The following is a 17,562-nucleotide window of genomic DNA, read 5'->3' as shown; positions in this document are numbered from 1 at the left end:
CCCATAAACAGGTCACCCTGGCCGGTGGCCTGAAGAACACCGGCACCATTGCCGGCCGCCAGCTGGTGTCTATCGACGCAGGCCGCATCGAGCACCTGGGCGGCAGCATCAGCGGTGACCAGGTGGGGCTGCGCTCTGCCAGCGATATCCGCATTGCCGGTGCCACCGTCACCGCCGTGGATGCGCTGAGCGTGCAGGCGGTTGGCGATGTCCCGGTTGCCTCGACTGTAGAAACACTTCAAGGCGGCGGCTACCACCAGTACAGCACCACCCAGATCGAGCGCGTCGCCGGCCTGTACGTCACCGGCACCAACGGCAACGGTATGTTGTCAGTGGTGGCTGGCCGCGACGTCAATTTGCAGGCCGCGCAGATTCGCAACGCCGGCACCGATGGCGTGACCCAGCTGGTCGCAGGCAACAACTCAACCTGAGCACGCAAACGCTCTCCCACAGCACCGACACCACCGCCAACGAGCGCAACTTCCAGCGCAGCAGCGACATCACCCACCTCGGCACCACCGTGCAAGGTGCAGGCAGCGTGGTGCTGGCCGCCGGCAACGACCTCAACCTGACCGCCGCGCAGGTGGGCGCAGGCAAGTCCATGGCCTTGCAGGCCGGGCGCGACATCAACAGCGTGGCGGCGGTGGACAGCAGCTCCAGCGACCGCAGCACGGTCACCAAGAGCAACTCGCTGGCCGCCTCCAGCGACGACGAAGCCGTGCGCGGCACCCAGCTCGGCGCAGGCGATAACTTCGTGATGCAAGCCGGCCGCGACCTTACGCTGGCCTCCACCGCGGTCGCCAGCCAGACCAGTGGCATCGCACTTGCTGCGGGCAACGACATCAAGCTGCTGAGCACGCAGGAGCAGCATGATGCGGTGGTGGATAAGGAAACGCGCAAGAAGACTGCGCTGTCGGGCAAGACCGTCACCACCCACGACGAAACCCACGACAGCCTGGCGATCACCAGTTCGCTCAGCGGCGAAAAAATCTCGGTTGCCGCAGGCAACGATCTGCTCTCGCAAGGCACGCAGATCGTCGGCACCGGCGATGTGGTCCTGGCCTCTGGCAACAACCTGACCTTGGAAACGGCACAAAGCACGCACAGCGAAGCGCACGACAAGAAGACGGTCAAAACCGGGCTGTTCGGTAGCGGTGGGATTGGTTTCACTATCGGCAAGCAGACGGTCAAGACCGAGGCCGACATCGCCGATGTCAGCCACACCGGCACCACGGTCGGCAGCCTAGAGGGCAACATCACTCTGGTCGCTGGCAACAAGCTGGCCATCTCCGGCAGCGACGTGATGGCCTTGCAGGGCGATCTCACCGCCAAGGCCAAGGACATCGCCATTACCGAGGTGCATGACACCTCGAGCAGCGAGCAGCGCACCGAGTTCAAGCAAGGCGGCTTGTCGGTGACGTTGAGCGCAGCCGCGCTCAATCTGGCCCAAGCGGCGGTCAACAGTGGCGAAGCCGGCAAGAAGGCCGAAGGCGACACGCGCATGCAGGCGTTGGCGGGTGCTTCTGCGGCCTACAGCGCTTATGGCGCAGGCAAGGCCGCCAGTAGCGTCATGAATGCCGACACCGCCAAGGGCGCTGCGCAAGCGGCCAATGTCAGCATCGCGGTCACCGTCGGCGGCAGCCAGAGCGAGAGCGAGACCAAGCAGCGCAGCGCCACCTCCAAGGGCTCCACCCTGCAGGCCGGCGGCAACGTCAACCTGATCGCCACCGGCGGTGGCCAAGACAGCAACATCCTGGTGCGCGGCAGCGACATCAAGGCGGGCAACAACCTGCTGCTGGCCGCAGACAACAACATCACGTTGGAAGCGGCGCAGGACACCTTCGAGCAACACAGCACCAGCAAGAGCAAGAGTGCAGCGGTTGGTGTCGCCATCACTTACGGTGCAGACGGCTTCGCCGCTGGCGTCACCGCCAGCGCCAGCGGCTCGCGCGGCAAGGCCGATGGCATGGATGTCACCCAGCGCAACAGCCACCTGTCGGCCGGCAACACCGCCACCCTCATCAGCGGCAACGACACCAACCTCAAGGGCGCAGTGCTCTCGGCCAACAGCGTGCTGGCCGACATCGGCGGCGATCTCAACATCGAGAGCCTGCAGGACACCAGCACCTACGCCAGCAAGGACAAGGCGGTGGGCGGCAGCGTGACCTTCGGGATCGGCTTCAGCGCAAGCGCCAGCTACAGCAGCAACAAGGTCAACGGCGACTTCGCCAGCGTCACCGAGCAAAGCGGCATCCAGGCCGGCGATGGCGGCTTCAATATCCGCGTGGGCGGCAACACCGACCTGAAGGGCGGTGTGATCGCCAGCACCCAGGCGGCGGTGGATGCCGGCGTCAACCGCCTGCAGACCGGGACGCTGACGGTGAGCGACATCACCAATACCAACAACTACAAAGCCACCGGCATCAGCCTCTCGGGCGGTTATGCCGCTGGAGGTAGCGACGGCAAGGACGGCGCCAAGACCGATACCCAAACGCCCACGACGGCCAACCAAGGCAGTTGTTGGTCCTGGCAAAACCAGGGCAGCGTTGCAAGGCGCGAGTGCCGGCTTCTCCAGCAAGAGCGGCTGCCAGACTCGTTCACCGCCAGTGGCATCTTGAGCTCGCTTTTCACTGGTCGCTATATAGCCGGCCTCACCGATCTCGACGACAACTACATCACACGCCGCTCACCTTTTAATTGACAACATGTTGTCGACTTGAGAAAGAGCCTTCGTATGCAGACCGACAACGAGCATGTCCGCGCGTTGGCGCTAGCAGTGTTCGCGGCCAATGGCCGCTTGGTCAGCGCTGGCAACGAGCTGGTTGCCCATCTGGGGCTCACCAGTGCGTGGTGGCAGGTGCTAGCCGCGCTGCGTTACGCGCCGACGCCGCTGCCCGCTGCTTCCATTGCACGCAACATGGGACTCACCCGACAGGCAGTGCAGCGCATCGTCGACGTGCTTGCCGAGCAGGGGCTGGTCGAGTTCCAGCCGAATCCACATCACCTACGCGCCAAGCTCGTTGTCCTTACCCGCGCAGGCATCAAGGCCGTCAACGGCGCTGAAAAGGCCGTTGCCCCCGTCGATCAAGCAATCGCGGACAAGATCGGCATCGATCGCATCCGCGATGCCGTCCGCACGCTTGAAGAGATGAGAGCTGTCATCTCGGAGTATCTGGGTGAAGCGCCCAGCGCTTCCAGTTCCATCGTCAAACTGCAGGAGTAACGCAATCATGATTCTGGTATCAGGTGCCACGGGTGGTATCGGCGGCGAACTGTGTAGGCAGTTACAGCAAGCGGGCACTCCATTCCGCGCGATGTGCCGCAAGCAGGAGCAGGTGGACAACCTGCAGCAGAAGGGCATGGATGCCGTACTGGGCGACTTCGACACACCCGAAACGCTGCAAGGCGCAATGCAGGGCTGCCACACGCTGTTTCTCATCACCCCGCCCACCCCCGAGCAGGTCGCTCAGGAGACTGCCGCCATCGATGCAGCCAAGCGCGCCGGCATCGGCCGGATCGCGAAAGTGTCGGCATCCGATTGCAACGTGCGTTCGCCGGTGCCGTGGGCGAAATCGCATGCCCTGATCGATCACCACCTGCGCGCCTCAGGCATCGCGTGGACCATCCTCAAGCCTACCGCGTATATGCAGAATTTCCTGTGGTTCAAGGATCCGATCGCCAAGGGCGTGTTCCCGATGGCGGCAGGCCGGGGCAGCGTGTCGTGGATCGACACCCGCGACATCGCACGCGTGGCGGCCACGGTACTGACCGAAGAAGGGCACGCAGGTGCAACCTATTTCCTCACTGGTCCCGAGACGCTCGACATGCAGGCAGCGACCTCGCGTCTATCGAAAATCATCGGGCGCAAGGTCCGTTATCTCGACCTGCCAACGCCGGTGTTTCGCGTATTGATGCGTGCGACCGGCAACTCGCCGTGGATGGCCAAAGGCCTGACCGTGCAATTCGCAGATGTGGTGGCAGGCCATCATGACATCGATCCCACGTTCGAGATCGAGCGGCTCACCGGGAAGCGGCCGCATACATTCGATGACTTTGTTCGCGACCATCGGCAGGCGTTTGTGGGTTAGTCCGCCTAGTAACGGGGTTGGGTTCACTATTCCGCGAGCCTGACCCGTTATAGCCGTCACTTCCCAAACTGCGCTCAGGCCAGCGAACGACGTTGCTGCTTTTCCCGGTAACAGCTAACCCTTCCCAAAGTAGTTCCACCAAGCCTTCTTGCTCGGCTTTGCGCCATGTTCCAGCAATGACCCACGGCCGGGGCTGACGAAATGGTACTGTCCCGACGACTTCATCAGGCTGTGTAAATGGTTGCGTCCTTCCGCACGCTTCTCGGCGACGTAGGCCAGTTCGTCAGGCTTCAAGATCTGCACAGCTGCCAGGAACACGTCCTCCGCGGGAAATTGGATCTTCTTCGGGAGCTCAGGGTGCTCAACCCCAATCATGACGCCCACCATGCCGTGTTCGTTCTGGAAGTCCTCCAAGCCGCAATCTTGAGCGAAAAGCTCCATCGTGATGACGCCGTGTCTTTCGATAAAGTCGGCGATCTGCCCGCTGCATGCGGCTTGTTGAGAGAGTGCGTAGACCAACTTGAAAAGCCATGACCCTGCAATGTCGCCAGTCAACTTCTCTTTTGTCTCCGCGAGGATTTCCAACCTATAGCCGTTGTTCGGCTCTTCAACATCATCGAACGGGTCTGAAAGACCGTTGCTTGCCACCCTAATGCTGTTGCTTGTGCGAATGACGCTGAATGCCTGCCTCAGTGCAGGCCAACTGGGCCCGCCCATAAAGGCCGGGTTTATAGCATGCGCGATGACATCAGGATCGACCTTTCCCAGAGATCCAAACAACTCGTCACGCGCCGCGTTTGTCTTTTCGTAAATTTCCGAGCTCATGGTTTCCATTCCTTTCAAATTTTCTAACTTCTCTGATCTGCTTACCGGCAAAGCAGTCCTGCTAGCACCGACGGCTAACGGGATGTGCCGTATTGCAAAGCTCTTTGATATCTACCTTGCCGGCGAAATCCCCCGTGCAAAACACAAGACGCTCGGATCGCCAGTGAGCGACCAGCACAGCGCTACGCGTGCTGGTGCGCAGCCGGCGTCAGCATGATGCTCGTCGAGTCGGTGCCTACGGTCAATTGTTGGCTGCCTTGTCTGGCGCCTTCTCGCCATCATCCGCCACGGTGACGACCAGCTCGCCGTTGCGCATGCGGATGTGGAGTTTGCTGCCGATGGTGAAGCCGAGTTGTTCCAGCCAGCGGCCGCGCAGGCGCAGCGTGGGGATGCGTTGGTGGCTGTCGGGTAGTAGCCGTAGCCGACAGTGCAGTGTTGCGGGCAAGTGGGTGAGTGGCGGCACCTTGAGTTAGATCTGGCGTTTGAGTTCAGCCGCTCCCAAAGCAGGTTTGCCTTGAAAGATTTTCCTGACGCGGTATTGGATCTCTAGCTGGTTGGATCATAGATATCCAGGCCTAAGGAAATACCTCTTCCTGATTAGCCCTGACCTTCAGCCGCCAGTCGCAGGATCTGCGCCGCGCTGGGTGGATGCTGCTGTCACTCTGAAGCCAACGAGGTGACGTGATGAGCATCAATGCGGTGCAGTTCCAGGCTGGATTGTCGATGCCTGAGTTCTTCGCGTTCTACGGCACCGAGGCCAAGTGCTATCGCGCGCTCTACACGTGGCGTTGGCCGCAGGGCTTTCGTTGCCCTGTTTGTGCCGGGCGCGTGCGCTCGCGTTTCAAGCGGCGTGCTGCGATCTACTACCAATGCAGCGCGTGCCGGCATCAGACCAGTCTGATGGCAGGCACGATGTTCGAAGGCACCAAACTGCCGCTGCGCACCTGGATGCTGGCCTTGCACCTGTTGACCTCGACCAAAACCAACATGGCCGCACTGGAGCTGATGCGTCATCTGGGGGTTAACTACAAGACGGCCTGGCGGATGAAGCACAAGATCATGCAGGTCATGGCCGAGCGTGAAGCCACGCGGAAATTGGCGGGTTTCGTGCAGATCGACGATGCCTATCTCGGCGGCGAGCGTAACGGTGGCAAGGCCGGACGCGGATCAGAGAACAAACAAGCGTTCCTGATTGCGGTGCAGACCGATGCCACCTTCACCGCGCCGCGCTTTGTGGTGATTGAGCCGGTGCGCAGCTTCGACAACACCTCGCTGCAGGACTGGATTGCCCGTCGCCTGGCGCCCGAATGCGAGGTCTACACCGATGGGCTGGCCTGCTTCCGCCGGCTGGAAGACGCCGGCCACGCGCACACCACGCTGGACACTGGCGGTGGTCGTGCCGCGACCGAAACGGCCGGTGCACGTTGGCTCAACGTGGTGCTGGGCAATCTCAAACGCGCCATCAGCGGCGTGTATCACGCTATCGCGCAAGGCAAATACGCAAGGCGCTACCTGGGAGAAGCGGCCTATCGTTTTAATCGTCGATTCCGCTTGCGCGAGATGCTGCCGCGACTTGCCACGGCCATGATGCAATCCAACCCATGTCCAGAGCCGGTCCTGCGTGCAGCGAGCAATTTTCATGGCTGAGAGTCAGGGCTAATCAGGTACCTCTTTGTCCGAGCGCCAGCATGGCTTTAGCGGAAAGTGCTAGACCGTCATTGCTCTTGGCCATGAAGATGCCGCAGAACAGGTCGGGCTGATAGCGACTGCTCAACTGTGCCCACATACTCAAGTCTTGGGTGAGCTGGTCCAGGATTTCGAAGATCTGTGCTTCAAGATCCTCAGGCTCACGTCGCGTTGCAGTCAGCCTCCAGCTACCAGTCTTGGCAATGCCCACCACGCCGCTCTTCGACTTACGTTCTTGCCCTTTATGCTGGGAGGCTGTGGGGCTGCCCGAAAGCAACGCGCTGATCTCGTCAGGCACCAGATCGTCTCCAAAGAATCGGAGTGTTGCTACGGAATACTCTAGTGCTCCCATTGGACCCCAATGTCTGAATTAACCCGCACCGCGAAGCGGCGTCGGCTTGGACGAACTACCAGGCCTACTTCTGCGTTGACGCATGCGCGGCCAGGAACCTGGTGATGCTATCAGGCTCGCGCTTGGATCCAGGCAGCCATTGAGGCAGCCACTCAGTGATTCGTGCGCCGCTTTGGTGCTGATAGACGCCTGGACTGGGTTCATTGATCGATTCCAGCTGCCGCACCAAGACCACGGGTGGCTCGGCACCCTTGTGCGCCTGCGAGAAGGCCAACGCCGACTCGTATTGCGCGAACGCGGCGAAGTAGTCATCGTCTCCAGCCAGTGGCACCGCTCCCTGCTCGGGATGGAGCCAGACTCTGTACTCAAGGATGTGGTCATAGAAGTAGCCACCCCCGGACTTCGACCGCCCTGAATAAGTTCCGACAAGCGATGGCTCTGTTGCCAACGGATAGCGGCTCTGCTGTGATACAGACTGATCAACGTGTGCAGGTGAGAACGGAGCGACTGGACGAGAGCACGCCGCCACGACAACTGCCAACAATACTGCGATAAAGAAGTTCGCTTGTTTCATCGCTGCCAAAGTATGATCTAGCCTCTGTGTAAAGCCGAGTCGCGGAGCAAATTTGGCTTGCATAAGTTGTCAGAGTACCCCGGTAGTCCGAGCACACCTCAAGCACAGCGCTACGCATGCTGGTGTGCAGTGGTATCAGCATGAAGCTCGTCGAGTCGGTGGCTACCGTCAATTGTTGGCTGCCTTATCTGTCGCCTTCTCGCCATCATCCGCCACGGTGACGATCAGCTCGCCCTTGCGCATGCGGATGTTGAGTCTGCTGCCGATGGTAAAGCCGAGTTGTTCCAGCCAGCGACCGCGTAGGCACAGGGTAGGGATGCGGTGGTCGCTGGCGGGGTAGTACCCGTAGCCGACGGTGCAGTGTTGCGGGGCACGTGGGTGGCCGGGGCGGCGCGGCTTGCCGGGGTCGGGGCGGGGCTCGGGGATGGGGGTGCGCTCGAGGTAGGGCCGCGGCGGGATCGAGGGATCGAGCGAGTGCCAGCCGATCTCGGTGGGCGGCGGCACCGTGGCGCGCTTGCGCGCTGGCTTGGGACTGGACGTGGGTCGACGCATGGCAAAGCCCTCCGTGACGAACAAGCCCCGCCGCCGGGTGGCGACGGGATGTCGGGAGGTTAGAAACCGCGTACAGACGGCGGGCTTATTCCCCTTGCGGGTGTTGTATTGGCCACCCTCCCGACGCAGAGCATTACGTCGGCTGCACCCGCAAGAATCTGCAGGCACAAAAAACCCACCGGGATTTCGGAGGTGGGTACCGCTGTACGAGGAGTTTCTACGCTCCTTGTCGACGAGACTGCTACGCGCTGCGCGTCATGTCAACCGGTCGAGGCTGGCAATCCGTAAAGCGTTGATGGAAGATCTTTGCGTCAACATTTGAAGAAGCAGATTCAGTGTTGGATTGGACCAGAGACAGGGCTACTGCGAGCCCATCCCCAACACACCCGTAAGTTGCTTCCCCACTTTATATCCATCATCAACGCACCACTCAGCTTCGGACCCGATAGTGCAGGAGACAGACGGCACGGGTGACAATTGGCCAGCAGCGCGATGTCGCGTGAGTCGCAGGATCCCAATGATAAAAGTTAGCTTCCGAAACCTGCTTCCCTTGCTGCTGCTTTCAATAGCGCTGCCAAGTGCATGTGCTCGCACACCCCATGAAGCAAAGCGGGATGCAGGCACGTCATCTGCTGCGACAGCGACGCCGTCGCCTCAAGAGAAGAGCAGAGGTACCGACAACGGCGCCGTCCTCGTCTCTGCGAACACCACTCTGCAAGAATTGCAGCGCCGGCTGCTGCGCTTCATTGATGGACTGACAGTACCAGCGGATCTGGACTATCCCCAGATGGAGTCAGCACTTGGCATCAAACTTGGACCACCGTCTGATCCGGCATACCCGTGGCGTGAAGTAAAGGAGGTTCCTCTGGCCGATGGCTATGAGCTCTACGCGACGCATCGCCCAACGAAAGATGGATTCTCGCGGATAGAGGTTGCGGTGACTCTACCTGACCATAGCGACCCCACGCGCGTGCCTACGTCGACCTGCATTTGGCAAGCAGAAGCACTCTCCAAAGCGCTCGAAGGGATGGGATACACGCGCGGCGGGCAGCGGCCTTTTCAGGGTGGATGGCTACGCCAGCATTGGCGTGCGATCAACGGCGGAAGTCAGATGTTCTCGGTCTCATTGCTCCTCTATCGGAGCAATGACCAAAACGGTCGAGAAGAGTGCGTTGATGGCATCAAGATCGATGGAGGCAGGCCATGAAATGGGGCCCTGGAAGCGTAGAGCCTGTGAATACCAAGCAGGCAAGAACAGGAAGGAATTTCTTTTCCCTGTTATTGCTGCTCCTTGCGGTGGGACTTCAGGGCGCGTGCGCCGATCCAAAGAAGGATTCCACCACCTCATCCGCATCAGCACCGGTCAGCGTGCAGGAGCCGATCGCGGGCGATCACTCGCAGCCAAACAAGCCCGGCATTAGCTCTCAAGAGCTGGAAACCCGGCTGCTGAAGTTTGTCGATGGATTCAAGTCACCGGCCGACATGACTTACCGGCGGCTGGAGGTCGCGCTGGGTACAAGGTTCGCGGGCACCTCGGACTCCCTGCATCCTTTCTATGTCATGAAAGATATTTCCCTCAGCGACGGGTACACCTTTTACGCAAGCCATGTCCCCTCGGAAAAGATCTTCTCAAGTATGGAGGTCGCCGTCGGTCTGCCCGAACGTATCGACCCAACGAGCACGCCTACCTCGCGTTGTGTTTGGGATGCAACAACGCTGTCGCACAAACTGGAGGAGATGGGGTACAAGCGTGGTGGGCAAAGGCCTTTCCAGGGAGGATGGCTGCGCCAGCATTGGCGCCCGCTAAACAACGGTACGCAAGGCTTCTCCGTCGCGTTGCTGATCTACCGGACCAGCCAGGACAGTGGTTCGCGCGAATGCGCTTACGGCATGCAGATCGATGGGGGCAAATCATGATACGTGTCGATCCAAGAATCGAACCTCTGCTGGGACGCATGGCAAACGATCCGCGCCTTCCCCAAGAGGCCGAGTCCAGTATTCGTCAAGCGCTATCAGAATCACCCTACCTATCGAACTTGCTTGGTAATGCGATAGAAAAGGGGCATATCGGATCGATTGCGGTCTCGCATGGCCAAAACAACGGTGGTCATTTCCAGGATGGCAATAATGGGAGCGCCGGTACGATCAACATCAGCGCAGCAGCGTTCAGCGACTTCACCGGCGCGCAGCGGATTGACTACATCACCGAAGTACTCGGGCATGAGACGATGCATGGCGTGCTGGCAGAACACCGCGCTCAAGCACTTGCAGAGTTCGCAAAGACAATGAGCAGCCGGCTGCAGGAGGCGCACGAGAATCGCGAAGGTCAGGTCGACCTTACCGGGCCAACACGCGTCTATCTGGATAGCACTCGGGAGGATGAGGCGCTCTCAGAGATTTCAGGCATGCGTGCGCTTCACGACCGCATCAAGCATCAGAACCCTGGGATGCCTGATGCAATGGTCGAACTTCGGCTACTCCAGCGCTCGACCACGCGATGTGTGGATAGAGGGGTCGCTCCACCGCAGTTTGCCAACGGATTGACTTATGAAGAGCTAACAACGCGCCCGTTCTCACGTAATGATGCGCTGACAAAGTCGGTGGAACAGTGCTTCTACGACGGTCGCGGCACGCTAGGACCTCATGGCGACTCCGATTACCGGAATTACTATGGCGTCAACCCGATCAGTCACATCGCGCAGAGCTACGCGCATCTCGCGCATGACCGCAAGCCGCCAGAGGTCCGCATCGATCTCAAATCGCTGGGACTGGACCCCAGGCAGCTGGAGCGTAATGGGCTGGAACTGGGTCCTGCAAAGACCTTCAACATCGTTGACCTTGGCAAGGATGGCTATGGCATGGTCCAGCTCAAGGACACCGGCGCACGCGGCGTCAGTTCTCCCAATCTTGCGGCACCGAGTGAACCTGGACGCGCATTGACGCCTGCAGAGGCGGGGCACCCGGACCACGCCATGCATCAGCAAATCCGGCGCAAGGTAGAGCAGCTAGACGCCGCCAATGGCCGCACGTTCGACGCGACCAGTGAGCGGATGACCGCGAGTCTGCTGACGCTAGCCAAAGACAATGGGCTAACCCGGGTGGATCACGTGCTGCTCAGCGAAAAAACCAGAGACTCGCCTGCTGCGCAGACCCTGTTTGTAGTACAAGGCGATCCAAAGGATCCGGCCATGCTGCGCGCCCATATGCCGACGGCTGATGCAGCGCAGCGGCCTGTTCAAGAGAGCTTTACGCAACTGGAATCTGTCAACCTGCGGCTAGCACAGGAGCGCACACAAGAGCTGGCGATGGAACAGCAGCGCTCACAGGAGCAACAACAGCGCGGCCCTGTTCCGTCACTTTGAGGCGATGCTTGCTCGTAGCTATCATTAATCAGTTAGCATCCCCTCACTTTGGAACTGCAGCGTTGGCGGCAAGCTCGACAATAAGTGGTTTCAGGCTACCATATAAAGTTGACCTGACGCCGTTCTTGCGGCATGGATGCTATCGAACTCTTTCATAAGGCCTAACGCCTGAATTAAGCCGTGTCGCGAAGCGGCATCGGCTTGAATGGATTGTAATACCCCTAGCTAGATGCCCGGGTAATTGCTTCTGGGCTAAGAACAAATCCTGCTGCGCGAAGACGATCAGCAAGCTTCGGCACAGCCTCTTTAACGTGGTCATTAAAGGGAATGTAAAGAATTCCTTGTGCGTCAGATGGAACCTCCATGTGGCCGCGCTTGAGAATGGCGACGTTTGGACGTCCGACAGCAGAAATCAACATACCTGTCTCTAGGACGACATTCTGTCTGGCGCGTGGCTGGATAGCGTCTGCGCCTTCGGCTTTGGAATATCCCATATCATCAGGATTCATAAGCACTATCCCGAAGCGGGCTTGATTGTTGCGAGGGCCAATCTCAGCTTCGAGCGCCTCGATTATTGTCAGGCCGCCGCCGCCAGTATTTGCGAGAACGAAAGGATCCAGGCCGAGCTTGTGTAGGACGAGCTCCAACTGCTCGCGGGCGGCGGTGTCGTGCCCGTGAACTAGAAAAACCTTCTTGTTTGCTGTTGCTGGGTTGGCCGGAGCGGCCGGCTCTCCAATTGGTTCTGGCGCAGCCGGTGCTGCAGGGACACCTGTATATGTGGCCCAAGCAGCATCTATTCTTTCCCGCTGTTCGCGCGGCCCCTGAAAAACCAGAGTGCCTTTTGCAGGGTACCAATTGATGATGGCGCCTTCTCTAGTACGGATTTGATGGCCGTGCTCTTGATCTGCAACTTGTTCAATTGAGAAGCCGCACCCCTTTACGGTCGTGAGCAAATCTTCTAGTGAGCCAGTGTGCTTCATGCGTGGAACTCCAAAGGGGGTATAACGCTTCAATTAAGCCATGCCGCGAAGCGGCATCGGCTTAATAAATTATTAGAAGGCGAGCTGTTAGCCCTCAAGGACGACGCAGCCTTTACTTGCCGCACCGATGCGAATCAGATCATCAGTTGTACGGTGAGTGAGACCGGTAAAGGTGAGTCGCGAGCCCTTTCCGCTAGCCGCAGCAGCAATGCGAATGAGATCGTTTGTTGTGCGGTGCGTTGCGGTAAGCGTGAAGCCTCCGCCGGCAGCCGCAACGCGGATTAGGTCATCTGTCGTACGGTGCTCGAAACTCATTGGTAACTCCCCCATCTAACGCCTGAGTTAAGCCGCGCCGCGAAGCGGCGTCGGCTTGAGTTAATTGTTAGGCCGCAGCCGCTGAGTGCAGCCTACCGTCACGGTATTGCATCACGTAACCGCTGCGCCGTACCAGGAATATTGGAATCTTTCCAAGTAGCGCTCAGGATTGCGTCGAGGTCAGCCTGTACAGCTTGCCTCTCAGCGCTGCCCGCAGCCAACGCTTTGTCGAGAATCCGACCCAAGATCATTTCTAGGTGGTCTATCCGCTTTTCTGGCGATGTAGACATATGCTCTCCTTGCTTTTTTGAAGTGACTGAAAGTTTGTTCCTGGGGCCTAACTACTATTGGACCGCCTAAGCACGGCATAACCTGATCCTCGCCGACTCCCTGATAGTGGCAAATCGCCACGAGCGCTTGAAGGTCACCACTTTTCAGCTACGTCCCTCTGACACCAGTTGTTATGCCGCATCTCAGTGCGACAAGGCTCAGTACCACGATGCTCCATGCCTTTCTCAACATTGTTTCTTCCCCCTGAAGAAATGTGTGGCTTTGCGGCTGCATTAAGTACTGCGTGGCTTGATCCTCGCCGAGTTTTTGGATTGCGTCAATGCGGTTGCGCGACTGATCGCTGGCTTTATGGCTTTGCCCTCATCCGCCCTTCGGGCCCCTTCTCCCACGCGCGGGAGAAAGGCTTGGTGTGTTGGGTTATTGGCGGTTCTCTGTGGTTGCCGGCTTGGCTGGGGTGGGTAGCGCGAGACTATTGTTGAGGCCGGTAATCTCTGGGACGTTGCCTTCGGTCATCACACGCAGCTGCACGGTTTTTAGATTCGCGGCGTTGGTTAGCGGCAGGCGCACCTGGGTGGTGATTGGCTGCAGATCGCGTGGTGCCGCGAGTGACGGGAACGGGGCTCTTGCCAGCTCCCTGCCACGCGCATCTTCCAGCACCACAAACCCGGCTGGTGCATCAGCGTGGCCGAGGCTATGCACGGTCACTTCAATGGCATCAGCAGTCACGCGCACATCGCCGTTGCCGATGCCAAGGTCCGGGCGTAGTTCGACCGGGGTGGTGGCTGCGATGCGTTCGAGCTGCAGGATGGTGGTGCGGCCTGCGGGGAAGTCGATGTCGATGGCCGCGCTTTTTTCGAAGGCCACCTCGCGCGTGGTGCCGGTGCCGTCGATCTTGCCGTCGCCGTCGCGGTCCACGCCTTGGGTGATGCGCCATTGGCCCGGGGCAACGTTCCAGCCGGTCATGCTGGCGTGCTGAGTTTTATTAGAGGTGTTGTAGGCGATGACGGTGAAGCGGTCTTGCCGGGGTGCGGGGATGGCGATGGCCACTTGGGTGGCGGCCTCCGGGTCATTGAAGCGCCAGCTCACGGTGTGGCCGGGGTAGGTCTGGTTGCGCTTGAGGGCCACACCGCCTAAGCGTGCGCGTTGCAGGTTGACCGTTGGTGACTCCACGCGGTCGCTCCACCAGTGGCCTTCGGTGTTCATGTAGAGGTTCTGCAGTTTCTCTCTGGCCTCGTTGCGGTAAATGGCGGCGAGATAATCCAGATTTCCAGTTTGTTCCCAGGCCACGTGGTGGGGGAAGTCCGGGGCGCTGCCGTCGTCCTTGTTTGCTGCTTCGGTTAACTTGCTGCTCCAGTCGCTGCGCTTGCCCATGACGTCGAGGAAGTTTTCGTTGAGCAGCGAGAGGCCGTTGGGGCCGCTGTTGGCGACGCGGTAGTTGATCGGTTTGAGATAGCGGTCTTCGCCGGTGAAGCGGTAGGCGGCCCAGAAGGTGTGCAAGGTGTCGGCGCCGCCACTGCCCTCGAACAGTTCGCCGCCGCGGGTTTTGCCGGTTTGCCAGTTGATCTCGTTGGGCAGCGCCCAGTTGCCCTTGGCGTTGGTGTAGGCATGAGCGAGGTAGCCGTCTGCCAGGCCGGTGACGATACGGCGGCTGTTGGGGTCGGCGTTATAGCCGCCCAGCAGGATGGCCGGGTGCACGATGGGGAAGGAGTACGGTTTTTGCCATTGCCAGTTGGGTTCGCGATAAACCTTGCGGCCGCCGAACCAGTTGCTGGCGAACAGCAGGTGGCCTTGCGGGTTGACCTGGATGATGGTGTCGAAGGCTTTGACGGTTTGCATCAGGCGCTCGACGGTGCGCGGGTCGCCCCAGTTGAGGTACAGCAGGGCGCTGTTGAGGTTGATGCCCTCCTCGTAGGAATGCAGCTCGTCGGTTTCGATGGTGGACAGGCCGTTGGTGAACATGCCGTTGCGGTAGTTGGCATCTGACAGCGCCAGCATGGAGGCATTGAGGATGTCTGGGTCCACGCCCATCAGGGCGACGCCGGGCCATTGCTGCACCAGGTCTGAGTCGTCGGAGATGCCGCCGCCGAAATCGCCGTAGGCCACCTGGCGCTGCTCGATCCACCAGCGGATGTAGCGGCGGGTGGCGCTGAGGTCCTGCAGCTGCCAGAACGCCCAGGCGGGAACGCCCTTGGGCACGGCAGGCAGTTCGACAGGCAGCTCGCTCTGGTTGGCGTAGCTGATGTCGTTCCAGTATTCGCGGCCAAGCGCGTTGTCCGGGTCCACGCGCAGTAGATCGGTGATGTCGGCATCTAGCCGTTTGTAGAGCAGCTGGCGCTTGGAGGTGGTGTGTTCTTCGACCAAAAAGCCCCAGTTGTCTTTGACCTGGTTGAAGCGGTCGGCGACGTGCTCTTTGATGGCCTCATTGCGCGGTTTGAACACCAGCTGCAGCTGGGTGCCGTCGAGCGCGCTGGCGTCGAAGCCGGGTGCGGCGGCGGCGATGCTGAGCATCAGGCTATCGTTGCTGAGGATGCGGTCGCGCAGGTCCAGCCACAGCGTGCGGGGTTGGCCGGGGGCGACGGCGACCGAGACGTCGATCATGTCGCGTGCGGGCCAGATGGGGTCCTTGATGCGGATGTTGAGCGGGATGCTGCCGTTGTGGGTGGCCGGCAGGTTCAGCGCCGGCAGGGTGATGGCGATGCCGTCCAGGCCGTCGTGCATGTTTTCCCAGCCGTAGGACCAGCTGCGCATCAGCGCCTGATCCGGCGGCGGGTCGCCCAGGCTGGAGGGCACCAGGATGTGCACGATGGGGCGCTGGTCCGTTGTTGCGGTCTTGTCGCTGGGGCGCTTGCGTGCCGGCGCCTTGGTGGGCAGCGCGATCACGGTCTGGCGTTCGCCTGGTGGGTAGCGGCCGGCGATGACAGCGCGCAGTTCGGCGAGGTTGTCGTAGTCGGGCTGGATGTCGCTGCGCACGGTGTAGCTGAGTTGCGCGCTGCCTTTGGGCACCTCGCCAGGCTGCACGTCATAGGCCCAGATTTCCTGGATGGGGGTTTCCTGCGCGGTGTTGGCAAAGCGCAGGGTGCCGCCGCGGCGCTCGGGGAACTGATCCACGCTGCGCACCACGCCTTGTTGACGTGCGAACAGGGGTTGCGGCTGTGCATTAGGTGCAGCGTAGGTGGCCTGGCCGTAGGCGGCGCCGCGTAGTTCGATACGGTTGAACGGCTCGTCCGGCAGGGTAAGGTCGAGCGCTTTTCCGCCTTCGACGTAGGTGTTCCAGTCGGGCAGCTGGAAGTAGTCGTTGCGTCCCGGCAGCCGCGAGCGGTTATAGACGCCGGGCCAGGTGGTTTCGGCGATGCCGTCGGTGGCCTTCCACATCCATTGTTTGAGGTCGCGCGCGTCGGTGAATTCCACCTTGCGGATGCGGGTGACCGGCGCGGTCAATGCGGGCGGTGCATGGCCGTTGTCCCAGCCGTAGCGATGCAGGAAGGCGGCGTATTGCGCGTCCGCAGCGATGGCGGGTGCGGTGGTGGGTTCCTGCAGGCGCGCGAGTGCGGCCGCGCCGCCGGCGTCGAGCATGCGGTCGTAGATGCGAATCTCGTCGAAGTCGCTGCCGCGCAGGAAGTTATAGCGGCTCTGCACCTGGTGCGGCGACATCACGCGGCCGGCGAGGCCGAACTGGTCGAGCGCGGCGTCGTAATCGAGCGAGCCGCCATTGGCGCACGGCGCGCCGCAGTCTGCGCGTGCGGCTTCCTTGCCATCGACATACAGGCGCACGCCGCGGGTTTCGTCCCAGGCAAACGCAATGTGGGTCCAGTCGCTGGCGGCCGGAGCCTTGTCGAGCTTGAACGAGACGCGGGTGCGCGCGAGATTGGCATCGGTGACGAAGGCATCGAAGCCGTGGCCGTTCCAGTCGATGCGCAGCCAGGCCATGTCCCAGCTGGTGTGGTCGGCATAGCCGACGCGGAAGATCACGAACGGCGCTTCGCCGACCGGGTAACGCGAACGCCAGAAGAAACTGAGCGTGCCGCGCTGGGTGTAGAGGTTGCCGGGCGCATTCCACGACAGCACACCGTCGTCGGCCCATTCGATGGCGTTGCCGCGTTTGCCGGTGGGCACCAGCGCGATCTTGTCGCGGAAATTGGGCACGCCATCGCCGCGGGCGACATCGGCTTGCAGGCTCTGGTCGGCCGAGACGCGGAACAACAATTCCGGTGCATCGGCGGCGGCCGCACGCATCGGCAGCGCAATCAACAACAGCACACTCGTCCACCACTTCTGCACGCTCACTGCCTGACTCCTCAAAAAGCATCGCCGCACGGGGTCACCGCGCGGCGAATATTCGAAACTGCATGGGGATGACAGCCCCACGCCGGCACGGGTCTGCCACATGTCTTGCCCGGCGCCGCGATGGCCTGCATAGACTACGCGGTGCCAGCCTGCCCGTGCATCGCACCTTGGTCGCCACTGGATGCACGCTGATGACCAGGGCGGTGCGTTGTGCGCGGCGCGGGCGGGTTGCCATCCACCACTGCATGGCGTG

The 17,562-nt window shown here is 60.8% G+C and carries 14 protein-coding genes and 1 pseudogene; 8 read left to right on the top strand and 7 right to left on the bottom strand.

Annotated features, from left to right (window positions below; genetic code table 11):
- Nucleotides 1–65: 65 nt before the first annotated feature.
- From ACCQ16_RS00695 to ACCQ16_RS00680, 4 genes are all read left to right on the top strand, one after another.
- Nucleotides 66–431, top strand: coding sequence for a hemagglutinin repeat-containing protein (locus ACCQ16_RS00695; protein WP_372380170.1), 366 nt, complete (start codon nucleotides 66–68; stop codon nucleotides 429–431).
- Nucleotides 432–520: 89 nt separating this feature from the next.
- Complete coding sequence (locus ACCQ16_RS00690; RefSeq protein WP_372380169.1) at nucleotides 521–2,701, top strand: hemagglutinin repeat-containing protein; 2,181 nt, start codon at nucleotides 521–523, stop codon at nucleotides 2,699–2,701.
- Nucleotides 2,702–2,734: 33 nt separating this feature from the next.
- Nucleotides 2,735–3,223, top strand: a complete 489-nt coding sequence (locus ACCQ16_RS00685; protein ID WP_372380168.1) for a MarR family winged helix-turn-helix transcriptional regulator — start codon at nucleotides 2,735–2,737, stop codon at nucleotides 3,221–3,223.
- A 7-nt stretch (nucleotides 3,224–3,230) separates the two neighbouring features.
- Complete coding sequence (locus ACCQ16_RS00680) at nucleotides 3,231–4,088, top strand: SDR family oxidoreductase (protein WP_301541800.1); 858 nt, start codon at nucleotides 3,231–3,233, stop codon at nucleotides 4,086–4,088.
- 114 nt (nucleotides 4,089–4,202) lie between these two features.
- Here ACCQ16_RS00680 and ACCQ16_RS00675 read toward each other — a convergent pair whose 3' ends face one another.
- Entirely contained in the window at nucleotides 4,203–4,913 is a 711-nt protein-coding gene (locus tag ACCQ16_RS00675) for a hypothetical protein (protein WP_277573483.1), read from the bottom strand.
- A 241-nt stretch (nucleotides 4,914–5,154) separates the two neighbouring features.
- Nucleotides 5,155–5,363, bottom strand: a pseudogene (locus ACCQ16_RS00670) (SymE family type I addiction module toxin); the annotation flags it as partial.
- 234 nt (nucleotides 5,364–5,597) lie between these two features.
- Between ACCQ16_RS00670 and ACCQ16_RS00665 the strand changes: the two are divergent.
- Nucleotides 5,598–6,560: an IS1595-like element IS1595 family transposase gene (locus ACCQ16_RS00665; protein WP_011347617.1), complete on the top strand. Its 963-nt coding sequence runs from the start codon at nucleotides 5,598–5,600 to the stop codon at nucleotides 6,558–6,560.
- Between the two features lie 13 nt (nucleotides 6,561–6,573).
- Here ACCQ16_RS00665 and ACCQ16_RS00660 read toward each other — a convergent pair whose 3' ends face one another.
- The 3 genes from ACCQ16_RS00660 to ACCQ16_RS00650 form a co-directional block, all read right to left on the bottom strand.
- Nucleotides 6,574–6,897 (bottom strand): DUF4279 domain-containing protein, encoded by a 324-nt coding sequence (locus tag ACCQ16_RS00660; protein ID WP_372380167.1) that lies wholly within the window; start codon nucleotides 6,895–6,897, stop codon nucleotides 6,574–6,576.
- Nucleotides 6,898–7,015: 118 nt separating this feature from the next.
- The gene (locus tag ACCQ16_RS00655) at nucleotides 7,016–7,525 is read right to left on the bottom strand and encodes a hypothetical protein (RefSeq protein ID WP_277573428.1); all 510 of its coding nucleotides are present in this window, start codon (nucleotides 7,523–7,525) and stop codon (nucleotides 7,016–7,018) included.
- 168 nt (nucleotides 7,526–7,693) lie between these two features.
- The gene (locus tag ACCQ16_RS00650; protein ID WP_218550937.1) at nucleotides 7,694–8,077 is read right to left on the bottom strand and encodes a SymE family type I addiction module toxin; all 384 of its coding nucleotides are present in this window, start codon (nucleotides 8,075–8,077) and stop codon (nucleotides 7,694–7,696) included.
- 517 nt (nucleotides 8,078–8,594) lie between these two features.
- Here ACCQ16_RS00650 and ACCQ16_RS00645 point away from each other — a divergent pair.
- Genes ACCQ16_RS00645 through ACCQ16_RS00635 form a run of 3 tightly spaced genes read left to right on the top strand, consistent with a single transcriptional unit; the run spans nucleotide 8,595 to nucleotide 11,439 of the window.
- Nucleotides 8,595–9,284, top strand: a complete 690-nt coding sequence (locus ACCQ16_RS00645) for a hypothetical protein (RefSeq protein WP_277573429.1) — start codon at nucleotides 8,595–8,597, stop codon at nucleotides 9,282–9,284.
- Between the two features lie 26 nt (nucleotides 9,285–9,310).
- A complete protein-coding gene (locus ACCQ16_RS00640) occupies nucleotides 9,311–9,994 on the top strand; it encodes a hypothetical protein (protein WP_372380166.1) in 684 nt (227 codons plus the stop codon).
- Nucleotides 9,991–11,439, top strand: a complete 1,449-nt coding sequence (locus tag ACCQ16_RS00635) for an XVIPCD domain-containing protein (RefSeq protein ID WP_277573431.1) — start codon at nucleotides 9,991–9,993, stop codon at nucleotides 11,437–11,439. Before ACCQ16_RS00640 ends, ACCQ16_RS00635 begins: the two co-directional genes overlap by 4 nt.
- A gap of 221 nt (nucleotides 11,440–11,660) precedes the next feature.
- On the opposite strand, the gene ACCQ16_RS00630 is transcribed toward ACCQ16_RS00635, so the two are convergent.
- A complete protein-coding gene (locus tag ACCQ16_RS00630; protein WP_372380165.1) occupies nucleotides 11,661–12,419 on the bottom strand; it encodes a TIR domain-containing protein in 759 nt (252 codons plus the stop codon).
- 1,023 nt (nucleotides 12,420–13,442) lie between these two features.
- Entirely contained in the window at nucleotides 13,443–17,309 is a 3,867-nt protein-coding gene (locus tag ACCQ16_RS00625) for a LamG-like jellyroll fold domain-containing protein (RefSeq protein ID WP_277573432.1), read from the bottom strand.
- Between the last annotated feature and the right edge of the window lie 253 nt (nucleotides 17,310–17,562).

The organism is Xanthomonas sp. NCPPB 1062, from assembly GCF_041481705.2.
Taxonomy (GTDB): domain Bacteria; phylum Pseudomonadota; class Gammaproteobacteria; order Xanthomonadales; family Xanthomonadaceae; genus Xanthomonas; species Xanthomonas euvesicatoria.
This window is presented reverse-complemented; position numbering and strand designations above follow the sequence as displayed.